10 protein-coding genes are annotated in these 12,444 nt (G+C 57.9%); all 10 read left to right on the forward strand.

Features of this window, described 5'->3' with window-relative positions; genetic code table 11:
* Positions 1-23 precede the first annotated feature (23 nt).
* The 10 genes from AWB79_RS30860 (at position 24) to AWB79_RS30905 (ending at position 12,407) form a co-directional block, all read left to right on the forward strand.
* The gene (locus AWB79_RS30860) at positions 24-1,652 is read left to right on the forward strand and encodes a phytoene desaturase family protein (protein WP_061171240.1); all 1,629 of its coding nucleotides are present in this window, start codon (positions 24-26) and stop codon (positions 1,650-1,652) included.
* A gap of 39 nt (positions 1,653-1,691) precedes the next feature.
* The gene (locus tag AWB79_RS30865) at positions 1,692-2,051 is read left to right on the forward strand and encodes a cupin domain-containing protein (RefSeq protein WP_061171241.1); all 360 of its coding nucleotides are present in this window, start codon (positions 1,692-1,694) and stop codon (positions 2,049-2,051) included.
* Positions 2,052-3,575: 1,524 nt separating this feature from the next.
* Complete coding sequence (locus AWB79_RS30870) at positions 3,576-4,184, forward strand: helix-turn-helix domain-containing protein (protein ID WP_082862522.1); 609 nt, start codon at positions 3,576-3,578, stop codon at positions 4,182-4,184.
* Positions 4,185-4,301: 117 nt separating this feature from the next.
* Positions 4,302-4,907: a short chain dehydrogenase gene (locus tag AWB79_RS30875; RefSeq protein ID WP_061171242.1), complete on the forward strand. Its 606-nt coding sequence runs from the start codon at positions 4,302-4,304 to the stop codon at positions 4,905-4,907.
* Between the two features lie 676 nt (positions 4,908-5,583).
* The gene (locus AWB79_RS30880; protein WP_061171243.1) at positions 5,584-6,729 is read left to right on the forward strand and encodes a porin; all 1,146 of its coding nucleotides are present in this window, start codon (positions 5,584-5,586) and stop codon (positions 6,727-6,729) included.
* Between the two features lie 369 nt (positions 6,730-7,098).
* Positions 7,099-7,950: a glycine betaine ABC transporter substrate-binding protein gene (locus AWB79_RS30885; protein ID WP_061171274.1), complete on the forward strand. Its 852-nt coding sequence runs from the start codon at positions 7,099-7,101 to the stop codon at positions 7,948-7,950.
* Between the two features lie 88 nt (positions 7,951-8,038).
* Positions 8,039-9,139 carry a quaternary amine ABC transporter ATP-binding protein gene (locus AWB79_RS30890; protein ID WP_198399131.1) on the forward strand — a complete coding sequence of 367 codons (1,101 nt, stop codon included), beginning with the start codon at positions 8,039-8,041 and terminating at the stop codon, positions 9,137-9,139.
* Positions 9,139-9,978 (forward strand): ABC transporter permease, encoded by an 840-nt coding sequence (locus AWB79_RS30895; RefSeq protein ID WP_232471072.1) that lies wholly within the window; start codon positions 9,139-9,141, stop codon positions 9,976-9,978. Before AWB79_RS30890 ends, AWB79_RS30895 begins: the two co-directional genes overlap by 1 nt.
* Positions 9,979-9,988: 10 nt before the next feature.
* Positions 9,989-10,831 carry an ABC transporter permease gene (locus AWB79_RS30900; RefSeq protein ID WP_061171244.1) on the forward strand — a complete coding sequence of 281 codons (843 nt, stop codon included), beginning with the start codon at positions 9,989-9,991 and terminating at the stop codon, positions 10,829-10,831.
* 103 nt (positions 10,832-10,934) lie between these two features.
* Positions 10,935-12,407, forward strand: a complete 1,473-nt coding sequence (locus tag AWB79_RS30905) for an aldehyde dehydrogenase family protein (protein WP_061171245.1) — start codon at positions 10,935-10,937, stop codon at positions 12,405-12,407.
* The last annotated feature ends 37 nt before the right edge of the window (positions 12,408-12,444 follow it).

The raw sequence follows: 12,444 nt of genomic DNA on the forward strand, positions 1-12,444 counted from the left end.
TCAACGTTTGAGGGTCATCGATAGTGAAAAAGGATGAGCAATACGATGTCGTCGTCATTGGCGGCGGGCACAACGGGCTGGTTTGCAGTGCCTACCTGGCGCGCCAGGGCTTGAAGGTCTGCGTGGTCGAAAAGCGCGCGGTTGTGGGCGGCGCAGCCCTGACCGAAGAGTTCGCGCCGGGGTTTCGCAACTCGGTGTATTCGTACGCCGTGAGCCTCCTGAATCCGCGCGTGATAGCGGAACTGGAACTCCATCGTCATGGACTTAAGCTGATCCCGCTAAGCGTGAACGGGTGGAAGCGGTTCAGCCCGATGGCTGATGGCGGATTCCTCGCGCTGTCCGCAGACCCTGAGCAGTCGGCACTCGCACTCGATGCCCGTTCGAAAGGCGACGGCGCGGCGTTCAAAGAGCTTAATCGACGGCTCGCGCTGGCGGCCGACGTATTGCGCTCCCTGGTTCTTGAAACACCGCCAAATCTGCAAGGGGATTTTGGTTCGATCGTCCGAGCGCTATCAACTGGAAGCAAGCTCAGGAAGCTCGACATGCAGGGCCGGGCCGAATTGGTCAAGCTCATGACAATGAGCGTGGGCGACTACCTGAACACGCTCTTCAATGACGATGCGATCAAGGGCTTGTATGGCTACAGCGCCGCAGTGGGAAACATGCAAAGTCCGTACTCGGCGGGTTCGGCGTATGTGTTGCTGCACCACGTTTTCGGGGAACTGAACGGAAAGAAGGGCCAATGGGGGCAGGCCATTGGCGGCATGGGAGCGATCACCCAAGCTATCGCGAGCTCCGCCGGCGAGCTCGGCGTGAAGATGGTGACGGGCAAAGGCGTGACGGAGGTGCTGCTTGAGCAGGACCGTGCGGTCGGAGTAAGGCTCGACGATGGCCAGGTGATTCGTGCGGCATCGGTTGTGTCGAACCTCAATCCACGGCTGCTGTTCACGAAACTGGTCGACAGAGCCGCCCAACCTGAGGATTTTCACCGCCGCATGGAGACATGGCGTTGCATATCGGGTGTGTTCCGTATGAATGTGGCCCTGAGCGAATTGCCCGATTTCACCTGTGCGCCTGGTAATGATCCGGCGAGCTATCGGGCGGCATCCGTAGTGATCGCGCCGTCGCTGCAGTACCTCGAGCAAGCCTACGACGACGCCAAGCACGGCGCCTATTCGAAGGAACCGATCATCGAATTGCAGATTCCGTCGATTCAGGACAGCACGTTGGCACCGCCGGGGCAGCACGTCGCAAGCATGTTTTGCCAGTACTTCCACCCGCATCAATCCGATGGTCGTTCCTGGGATGACATCAAGGACGAGATCGCGGATCACATCATCGGTCATTACACGAAGTTCGCGCCCAATTTCAGACGCGCAATCGTCGCGCGGCAGATAAAGTCACCGTTGGATATCGAACGTGATCTCGGCATGATCGGCGGCGACATTTTCCACGGTGCGCTCCACCTCGACCAGCTTTTCTCCATGCGCCCCGCGCCGGGCTATGCGGACTACAGAACGCCAATCAAGAAACTCTACAACTGCGGGTCGGGGACGCATCCGGGCGGCGGCGTCACGGGTGCGCCGGGTCGCAATGCAGCGTTCGAAGTGGCGCGCGATTTCAAGTCGGGCTTCCGAAAGCTTTTCCACTGAGCAACCAAACCAACCCATACTTATTGATGAGGTCAGAGCATGAAAGATAACGTGTCGAACCTGGTGATTCTCGACGCTGCTTCCGTCGAACCGAAGATCAACGCACCGTTCTTCGCCGGAACAGTTCAGGGCGATCCGCAGACCCGGACCTGGGTCAACGAAGGCAGCAGGGAACAGGGGTTTCTTGCGGGAATCTGGGAAGCGACCGAGGGTACCTTCGCGATGGATTACCCCGTGTGGGAGTTTTGCCACATCATTGCTGGGCGCTGCATCATCCGGGAGGAAGGGCGCGAAGCCGTCGAACTGAAAGCAGGTGACGGCTTCGTCTGCCGCAAGGGGCTGAAGGGCACTTGGGAAGTCGTCGAGACGATGACGAAGCACTTTGTCGTGCGGATCTGAGTCTGATCGCTTAATACGCGATGCGCTGCGCCGTCAGCATGGAGAGGGGCAGCGCGCAGACCGTCCGAATATGATGTTTAGATGCTTCCTTGGCGACGTCGATCTCAACTTGTCCCATGCAACATGGGTCGCTGGCGCTTCAGAGGCGAACGCCGCCTTCGGTCAATAACAGTAGGTCGCGATTCGTTGCTTCGGGTCGTTGCGCCGTCGGTTCGACGCTAAACAAGAGACGCTCCCATGCGCGTCACCGCCCTCCGCCACGCAAGAAATCAGCCGTGCTCAATTCGAGGCGCGCCGCAGAATGGGCCAGTTGCCTACGATGAGCGACGGCATGATTCGGGTGGCTCCATCGTGGAAGATTTTCGACATCTTGGCATCGTCGCTCCCGCCCCAGGCGGACACCGCCAAACGGGCAGAGAAGCGAGAGGCCGAGCATCGGCGCACTTTGAGGCGCTTACTTGAGCAATAGGGCGACGCTCGTCATCAGACCGGGCGGCCCAAGGGCAAGCTCGACGCGCTCGAAGCGACCCCTCAAACACTTCAAGAACGGTTGAAGTCCATGCGCGGGGCGGCCCGGCCCTCCGCGCGGCGCGTGCCCACGGCCGAATCCAGTCCGTCGAGAATGCGAGCAGTTCGTAATGCAGCCGCCAGAAAAATGGCGAGGGCCGAAAGCTCGCACTTAGATAATGTGCCGAGCGGCGTAATTCATGGCCGGTTAGTGCCCCAAGTCGCGCGTCGGTCGAAAGGAGGGAACAGGCAGAAGGTCAAAAAAGCATGGGTTGAACGTCGGCTCAGTCATTGAACAGCTGTTGCGCGTGCTGGCAGATGCCATGAGCGACCGGCATAGCGCGAACTGAAACGATATATCGTTGCACAGATAATTCTTAACTAGCACTCGTCAAATCCGACAACGAGTGTTGTGACCCTTATATCGTGTCATTGCAAATGAACGGCTTGCCGACTTGATCTTTTTAAGAGAAAACGAAGAACGAAAAGATGAGCGCAAGATCGGCGTCGGACTTTGCCGACTAAGCCCCAGCCTTGCCCGGACTCAGCGAGGATGTGTGTCATTGCGGGTGACTGACGACGACTATTTCGCCGGCGGGCCTGGTGACTGCCCGTGTCGCAGGGCCAGTCCACTAAATATAGGTCGTTGATTCACGCCAAATGATCGACGTCCGAGAGGCGCTTCGAGTCCTGAAAGCGGCCGACGAATGGTGGATCAGAAGGGCTGCGTCATTTTTCTAACGATACAGGGAAGCCAACATACTTTGAGGCAGCAATGCTTGCGAGGGGTCGACCGCCGGAGTTGTGGACGGAGATTCGGACAGAGCAGGGCGAATGGGTAGTAGCGAACGACGGCTGAGCCCCGCGGCTTCTGACGGTCCTTAAAACATCCGAGGATGTCGCCGCACCAGATTGGTGCTAAAGGAAAGTGCTTTCCGCTCTCAGAAAAAGACGTCGGATTTTTTTTGTGGTAAATTTTGAGGAAGTTTTTTTTCAAGCAACGAAGCGGGGATTGAAATGATGGAGCTCGCGCGCGATAACGGGGACATGTCCGCGATTGACGATATTGCTCTGGACCGGTTTGCGCTCGGGAACGAGATCCGCAAGCTTCGCAAGGCGCGATCGAAAACGCTGGCGGAACTGGCCCTGGCGACCGGTCGTTCGATCAGCTTTATTAGTCAGTTGGAACGCGGACGGGCGGAGATTTCGATCTCTGATCTCCGACGGGTCGCTCAAAATCTCGGTGTTCCGCTCGGATGGTTCTTCATGTCGGATACGAAGCCGACTGAGGAGGTCGGACGCATTGTGCGGGCGACTGCTCGACGACGTTTGGGAAGCGCGACGGATGGCCTTGTCGAAGAACTGCTTTCCCCGAACATCGGCGGGGCATTCGAGTCTTTCCTCAGCACGTTTGCCGCAGGCGCGTCTCTGGTTGAACCAACGACACGCGACACGGAGGAGGAAGGTTACGTCGTTAGAGGCCAGTTAGACATCTGGATCGGCGGTCACCATTTCGAAGTAGCGGCAGGGGACAGCTTCCGGATAGCCCGCGAGGAATTCCGTTGGGCGAATCGTGGAGAGGTCGAAGCTGTCGTTGTCTGGATAATCTCTCCGCCTACCTATTGACGCCGATCTCAAGCGAACGCGGATTGACTCGAGACACACCATTCGATGAAGTCAGATCGAACTTGAGCAAGGCGTTTTATGTTCGATTAGTTGTACAAAATCTATTTAGGAGCCGGAATGGGCAAGATTGTTGTGATTGGAGCAACCGGCACGATCGGGCGTGCTGTCGTCTCGTCGTTGAGCGCTCGCCACGACGTCGTCGAAGTTGGTTCAACTCGCGGTGCGTATCGTGTCGACGCAACGAACATCGAAAGCGTGCGCAAACTTTTCGAAACGATTGGGAAGGTTGACGGCGTGGTCACCACGACCGGACGAGTTCATTTTGGACCGTTGACCGAGACTACTCCCGAGCAATTCGATCTGGGCCTGCGAGACAAGTTGATGGGGCAAATCAACGTCGTGCTTGCGGCCCAGCCCTGGTTGAACGATGGTGGATCGTTCACGCTCACAAGCGGGATCAGCGCACATGAGCCGGTTCGCGAGGGTAGCAACGCGTCGTGTGTGAACCTCGCGCTTCAGGGCTTTGTGATGAGCGCGGCCCTCGAACTGCCGCGAAGCATCCGCATAAATTTGGTTAGTCCGACCATCTTGGAGGAGTCCGTGCCAGTGTTCGGGGATTACTTTGTCGGATTTGAGCCAGTCAGTTCCCAGCGCGTGGGACTCGCATATCTGCGTTGTGTCGAAGGCCCCGATACGGGTCGAGTCTTCCGCGTCGGTTATTGACGCGTTGATTACCTTTGGAGCTGGCGCTTTCTTGCGGACACTTGCTGGCGAATCTGTTTCCGTGGTGCGCCTTTAGGCTCCCGAAGTTTTCACAATCTTCCGTCGCACTGGGCCGCCGGGCCGCCGCACCCGGGCGGCGACTCGCCAACACAACATTACGGCCTCGAACAGCCTGACTCCGCTGCTCACGCGGTCAGGCTACCGTCATCTGCTTTCTCTCCTCCCCCTCGCCTGGCCGACCCGTGCGGCCCAACGCGCTGCCGCTTGCCTCCCAAAAGGGCGCCCTATTCTCCTGCTTACATCGAAAAACGGTTGCACCTCAATTTCTTGGTAAAAAAAGAATAGGGGTAAATTTTTATTGCAGAAATTTTACGGTGTTCCTATAGTGGCGCAACCTGATCCGTGGTGATTGATGGTTGGCGTCGTCAGACCTCGGGTGGAACGCGCTGGAACGCAGGGGCCTTCCATCTCGCCAGGCCGACGACGTAGGTACCGTAGACCTGAATCAAATCGGGAATGTAGTACTACTGATGAAAGCGCGAACGATCGTAAGGGTTAACTGGAGCAATCCGTGCCGTGAGCATGAAGCGTTTTAACGCGTGGCGAGTGCGGTCATCACAGGGCAGCGACGTGTTAGTAAATTGAAACTAAACAATGGCAGTTTGGAGAGAAAGCGATGAAGAAGAATTACATTGCAGCATCCGTTTTGCTGGTTTTTTCTGTTCCGGCGCTGGCTCAGAGTTCAGTGACCTTGTATGGCCTGATCGACGAAGGTCTCACCTTCACTAATAACGCCAAGGGTCATCAGGCGTATCAAATGCAGAGCGGGTATCTCGCGGGAAGCCGATGGGGCCTCAAGGGAGCCGAGGACTTAGGCGGCGGCTACAAGGCGACGTTTCAAATCGAAAATGGATTTGACGTGAATACCGGCGGGCTTGGACAGGGCGGCCTTGGATTCGGTCGCCAAGCGTACGTTGGTCTCGTCAACGATCAGTTCGGCGGTGTGACGCTTGGCCGGCAGTATGATTCGCTGGTCGACTATCTTGCGCAAACCACCGTGACCGGAAGTTGGGGAGGCTACATCTTCGCTCACCCGTACGATAACGATAATGCGACGAACACTTTCCGCGTCAACAACACAGTAAAGTACACGAGTCCGACGTTTGCCGGCCTGAAGTTCGGCGGCACATACAGTTTCAGCAACGATACGAACTTCGCGAACAACCGGCAATACAGCGTAGGGGCGCAGTACACGCTAGGTGGCCTCTTGTTGGCGGCGTCGTATTTGCACGCCAACAACCCGTCCGCAACTGCGACCGGCGCGATCAACAATGGGGGTGACGAAAACTTCGTCGCGCAACGCCTCCAGATTTTCGGCGCGGGCGTGAACTACAACTTCGGGGCGGCGACGCTGGGATTTGTGTACACCAACACCTACATTGCCCAACCGGTCAGTTCTGGCTACGTCGGCCCGATTACGCCCGCAACCGGCACGCTTTCGTCGCTGCGCTTCCAGAACTTCGAAATCAACGGCCGTTACCAGTTCACCCCGGCTTTCTCCTTGGGGGCGGTTTACACCTACACGCGGACGAACTTCGATACAACGGCTGGAAAGTCCCACCCGAACTACCAGCAGGGCGGACTAATGGTCGACTATTTGCTCTCCAAGCGTACTGACGTCTATCTGCAGGCAGCGTATCAGCACGCTGGTGGCGACAAGAACGGTTCAGTTCTCGACGTCGCCTACGTCCCTGGTGCTGCCGCCGTCTCGTCGAACAGTAACCAGGTGGTGGTACGTGGGGCAATCATGCATAAGTTCTGACCCAGGCAACGCGTCCGCACAGTAGGGCGACCAAAAGACAGACCTTGCGTCGCCTGCTTGAATACGTGTCGTATGGTGTATGTACTTACCACGTTGGCTGAGCCGTACGAATAGTGGGGAACGACGTCCTAGATGTAGGATCTGCTAGGAATTTCCCTTACGCAAAAAAAATCTACCAGTTTTTTTCTTGAAAAAATTTTGCGACGATTCTATAGTTGATGCACGCCGTAACGAAGGGCAGTGCGGTTTTTCTGTAGTAAAAAATGAGGCGTTCGCCTCTCGTTAGGTCTGACCTTTGGGCCTATCGTCCCGAATAAGCGAAATAAATATCGAAGTAAAACATTATCCATATATAAAGGAGTGCAAATCATGCACAAGTGGTGGAGACGGATTGCGTTCGCAGCATTGTTTTGTTTCGCGTGCACGGCGGGCGCCGCGGAGAAGACTCAGGTCAAACTCGGAACGATGGGTTGGGAAGACCTCTCGCCGATGACGTTGATCACCAAACGACTGCTCGAGAAAGAGGGCTACAAGGTTCAGGTCACCAACTTCTCGGAGTGGGGCATTGCATTCAGCGCCCTCGCGCGTGGAGACGTCGATTTGCTGGTTTCGCAGGTCAACTACGTCACGTCGGATTACTGGACGAAGAACAAGGAGCGACTCGAGAAGGTGTCGGTCATCTCGCACGGTCTTCGGCAGGGCATCGTTGTGCCTGATTACATGCCTATCGATTCTGTCGATCAGCTGAACTCCATCAAGGGACAGGTTGGCGGCAAGATCATTGGCATCGAACCGGGCTCGGGGCTGATGCGTGAAACGCGTGAGGCTATCAAGCAGTACGGTCTGGACTACACCCTCGTCGATGGCAGTACGGCTGCGATGGTTGCCCAGCTTCAGTCGACACTCGAACGCAAGCAGCCGATGGTCACTGTTTTGTGGACTCCGTCGTGGATGACGCAGAAATTCAAGGTCAAATTCCTGAACGATCCGAAGCACGTTTTTGCTCCGCCCCAGACTTATTACTGGATCGCCAAGAAAGGATTCTCAACTGAAAATCCGCGCCTGCGCGAACTCCTGGCGGGCGAATACATCCCGATCGAAGACATTACTCGCATCAATGGTGAAGTCAAGGATGGAAAGACGATGGACCAGGCGGTAGACGACTGGGCCAAGCAGAACGCCGTACTTCTGGACAAATGGGCGACGATTTCCAGTAAGTGACCGGCAGGCCGGGCGACCAACGTCGTCAATTGCGTGGCAACCCGGCCTTCCTCACGCGTCGACATCTCTTTCACTGCTGGAAGGAAGTATGAACATGATGAACGAGCTTTCTCACGTCACCCGGCCCACCATCGTCGAATGTCGCGATGTCTGGAAAATCTTTGGCAATCCGGGCGCGGCAGCACTCGAAGCCGCCAGAAGCGGGCAGTACGACAAAGAGGAATTGCTGAAGAAATTCGGCTGCGTGGCCGCGGTCGCTAACGCCTCCTTTTCTATCGGCGAGGGAGAGACGTTCTGCATCATCGGTCTTTCCGGAAGCGGCAAATCCACCTTGATCCGCCACTTCAACCGGCTCATCGATCCGACGAGTGGTGAGGTGATCGTACGCGGCAAGAACATCTGCAAGATGCCGTATTCGGAATTGCGCAAGCTCCGCTCCACCGGCATCGGCATGGTGTTTCAGCAAGTGGCATTGCTGCCCTACCGCACTGTCCTTCAGAACGTGATGCTTCCGCTCGAAGTGCAGGGGCTGTCAGCTTCCGATTGCCGGCAGAAGAGCCAGGCGGCGCTCGACACGGTTGGGCTCGGCAGTTGGGCGGATCGTTACCCGCGCGAATTGTCCGGTGGCATGCAGCAACGCGTCGGCATTGCACGCGCGCTCGCGGCAAATCCTGAACTGTTGCTGATGGACGAACCATTCAGCGCGCTCGATCCGCTGATTCGCAAGCAGCTCCAGATCGAATTCCGGCAGCTCTCTACCAAGCTCAAGAAAACGACCATCTTCATCACGCACGACATCGAAGAGGCGATCCGGATTGGCGATCGGATCGCGATCATGCGAGAGGGAAAGATCGTTCAGATCGGCACGCCTGAGGACATCGCGCTAAAGCCGGTGGATGACTACGTGGCCAGCTTCATGGAAGGGATTTCGCGTCTCAAACTGGTTAAGGCCTACTCGGTCATGCAGCCGGTCGCGGGCGGGCAGCAGCCTGCGCAATCGCAGGCGAGCGTCGACATCAACTCGGACCTGGAGGAAATGATCGACCTGTCGCTGGCCAAGGGTAGCGAGAACCTGACCGTGATCCAGCACGGCAACATTGTCGGGACCGTGTCTCGGGAAGCGATCCTGAAAGCCGTGCGCGGCATCGACGTTCGAGGCGAGCGTTCGGGCGCCCTTGCAACCAATTGATGAATGGTGATGCGATGGCAAGCATGACGGAAGTTTTTGATGCGGCTGTAGATAACAGTCTCGCGTGGTTGACCGATCACGCCACGAACGTCTTCAACGGCCTGAGCTTCGCGCTCAACGGAGCGTTCAACGGTATCAACGCGGGTCTGACGTTCGTGCCGTGGTGGATGTTGATCCTGGTTGCAGCAGTTTGCGGTTGGCGCTTCATCGGCCGCACGTTCGCCGTCACGGCTGTGATCGGGCTGTGGCTGTGTCAGGCGATGGGTTTGTGGGCCGAAACCATGAGCACGTTGACACTCGTGTTCAGTTCGACGCTGCTTGCGCTTGCGGTCGCGATCCCGGCGGGCATCGTGCTCGGCCTGGGCTCGCGGTCGATCAAGGGTGTTGAAGTCGTTCTAGACTTTCTCCAGACGATGCCGCCATATATCTACCTGCTCCCAGGTATCGCGCTGCTCGGTTATGGTCCGGCAACCGCAATGTGGGCCACGTGGATCGTTGCAATCCCGCCTGCATTGCGCCTCACCGCGCACGGCGTGCGCATGACGCCGATCCAGTTCAGGGAATTAGGAACGGCCGTGGGTATGACGGTGTTCGACCATTTGTTCAAGATTCGCGTGCCAATGGCGCTCACGTCGATCTTTGCTGGGATCAATCAAAGCCTGATGCTGAGCTTCGGCATGGTGGTCATCGCCGGCATCGCAGGTTCGGGCGGCCTGGGTCAGGCGATCTACGACGCAGTGCGCACCCTCCAGATCGATAAGGCGGTGAACGCAGGCATCGCGATCGTTGTTGTCACCATCGTACTGGACCGTTTCTCGCAACGGCTCGGTCAGAGATAAGGAGCGAGTGATGGATTTTATGCACGTTTCTCCTGGGTCCGTTGTTGCACCCGTCCTGTCGTATCTGAATATCCACCATCACGATGGTTTCGTTGCGGTGTCGGCGTTCTTCAGCAGCCTGATCTCCGCCATCGTGCACGTACTTTCACTGGCACCGCCGCCCGCGATCATCGGCGCACTCGCACTGATCTCGCTGATCGTTGCCGGATGGCGGGGCGGCGTGCTCTGTGCCGCCGGGCTGGCGCTTTGTCTCGGCCTGGGAATGTGGAGCGCGACGGTCGAGACCATCGCGGTGATCGCGCTGGCAGTCGTGTTCTCGGTGGTCGTCGGCCTGCCTGTTGGCGTTGTTCTTTCCCGAAGCGAAAGGCTGCAAGTCGCGGTTCGTCCTTTGCTGGATGTCATGCAGACGTTGCCGCCCTGGGTGTATCTGGTTCCGGCGGTCATCTTGTTCGGACTGGGCGTCGTTCCGGCGTTGCTGTCGACGATCATCTATGGCATCCCGCCGATGGTGAGACTGACCATTCTCGCAATGAGTCAGATTCCCGAGAGCCGTGTGGAATTGGGCCACGCCATTGGCGCCAGCAAACGGTCGATCTTCTGGAAGATCGAGTTGCCCTCGGCAATGCCGACGCTGCTGGTGGGCGTGAACCAATGCGTTCTCTTCTCATTGGGCATGGTGGTGCTCGCCGGACTCGTCGGTGCAGGCGGGCTCGGAGCCGAGGTCACGCGTGGTCTCTCGCGGATGGAGTTTGGCCTCGGGATGCGCGCAAGTATCGCAATCGTGGCCCTGGCGATTGTCCTGGACCGCGTATTCCGGGGAGCAATCCCGAGGAAGTATCTGACGCTCGCTTGATCCGGGTGGATCTGGGTTTAGAGAGGCGCGCGGTTCCCGGTTGAGCCCATACGGCACGAAGGGTAGAGAGTTATACCGATCAATCTGTAAAGTTGGAACGAAGATGCGAACTGGTCTTTTCATTGACGGAAAATGGGTTTCACCGAAGCTCGGTGGCAAGCTGGATGTCGTCAATCCGGCAACCGGCAAGGTGTTCCACGAAATCTCGGCGGCCACAGAGGAAGACGTTGATCACGCTGTGACTGCGGCGCGGCGTGCGTTCAATGGCGAATGGCCGAAAATGTCGGGCGCGCAGCGCGGGCAATACTTGAGGAAGATTGCATCGCGTATCCGGAACCGTCTCGACGAGATCTCCGAACTCGAGGTGCTCGACAATGGCAAGCCTTTGCCCGAAGCGAAATGGGACATCGGTGACGCCGCTGGCTGCTTCGACTTCTATGCCGGTCTCGCCGAGGAATATGACGAGAACCGGGTCGAAACGATCTGCCTTCCGGATGCCCGCTTTACGTCAAAAGTTGCTCGCGAACCCCTGGGCGTCGTCGGCGCGATCATTCCCTGGAACTATCCGCTTCTGATGGCGGCGTGGAAGGTCGCGCCGGCGCTGGCCGCTGGCTGCACTATCGTGCTCAAGCCTGCAGAAGCCACGTCGCTCACTGCATTGGAGCTCGCCGCCATCGCGGAAGAAGTCGAGCTTCCGCCCGGCGTCCTGAACGTGATCACCGGTATTGGCTCGGAGGCTGGACAGCCTCTTGTCGATCATCCCGAGGTCGACAAGCTTGCTTTCACCGGCTCAGGCGCGATTGGTGCGAAGCTGATGGCTGCTGCCGCGAAGTCGATCAAGCGGGTCAGTCTCGAACTGGGCGGTAAGTCGCCATTTCTGGTGTTCGACGACTGCGACATCGAGAAGGCTGTCGAATGGGTGATGTTCGGCATCTTCTGGAACCAGGGGCAGGTGTGTTCGGCTACCTCCCGTGTGCTCGTGCACGAGAGTATTCATGCTCGGTTTCTGGAGCGGCTCGTTGAGGAGGCGCAGAAGATCACGATCGGTGATGGACTGGCTGACGGTGTGCTGCTCGGTCCTCTGGTGTCGAAGATTCAACTGGAGCGGGTGGTCGGCGCAATCGAGAAAGCGCGCGAGCAGGGCGCGACCGTTGTGACGGGCGGTCGGCGTCCGGCCCACCTGGCCGAAGGCTATTTCGTCGAACCGACGGTACTGACTGACGTACCGCTCGACAGTCAGGCCTGGAAGGAAGAGATCTTCGGCCCGGTTGTCTGCGTGCGCGCGTTTGCCTCGGAAGAGGAGGCGATCGCCCTTGCGAACGACACGCGATTCGGGCTCGCGGCGGCACTGATGACGAGCGACGACGCACGTGCGGAGCGAGTCGCCGCTGCGCTGCGGGCGGGCATCGTCTGGATCAACTGTTCGCAGCCCGGCTTCACGGAAGCGCCGTGGGGTGGCTACAAGCAATCGGGTATTGGCCGGGAACTGGGACGGTGGGGTTTTGAGAACTACCTCGAGACCAAGCAGATTACGGCCTACGTGAGTGACGAGCCCTGGGCCTGGTACATCAAGTGATCCGACAACATCGCGTGGCATGACGCTCGAAGCGAGC

It is taken from the genome of Caballeronia hypogeia (assembly GCF_001544875.2).
Classification (GTDB): domain Bacteria; phylum Pseudomonadota; class Gammaproteobacteria; order Burkholderiales; family Burkholderiaceae; genus Caballeronia; species Caballeronia hypogeia.

Excerpts from the sequence above, each read along its gene's own strand:
- AWB79_RS30895 (WP_232471072.1), top strand. The coding sequence starts at position 9,139 with ATGAATGGTGATGCGATGGCAAGCATGACGGAAGTTTTTGATGCGGCT.
- AWB79_RS30890 (WP_198399131.1), top strand. The coding sequence starts at position 8,039 with ATGAACATGATGAACGAGCTTTCTCACGTCACCCGGCCCACCATCGTC.
- AWB79_RS30900 (WP_061171244.1), top strand. The coding sequence starts at position 9,989 with ATGGATTTTATGCACGTTTCTCCTGGGTCCGTTGTTGCACCCGTCCTG.
- AWB79_RS30885 (WP_061171274.1), top strand. The coding sequence starts at position 7,099 with ATGCACAAGTGGTGGAGACGGATTGCGTTCGCAGCATTGTTTTGTTTC.
- AWB79_RS30870 (WP_082862522.1), top strand. The coding sequence starts at position 3,576 with ATGATGGAGCTCGCGCGCGATAACGGGGACATGTCCGCGATTGACGAT.
- AWB79_RS30880 (WP_061171243.1), top strand. The coding sequence starts at position 5,584 with ATGAAGAAGAATTACATTGCAGCATCCGTTTTGCTGGTTTTTTCTGTT.
- AWB79_RS30865 (WP_061171241.1), top strand. The coding sequence starts at position 1,692 with ATGAAAGATAACGTGTCGAACCTGGTGATTCTCGACGCTGCTTCCGTC.
- AWB79_RS30875 (WP_061171242.1), top strand. The coding sequence starts at position 4,302 with ATGGGCAAGATTGTTGTGATTGGAGCAACCGGCACGATCGGGCGTGCT.
- AWB79_RS30905 (WP_061171245.1), top strand. The coding sequence starts at position 10,935 with ATGCGAACTGGTCTTTTCATTGACGGAAAATGGGTTTCACCGAAGCTC.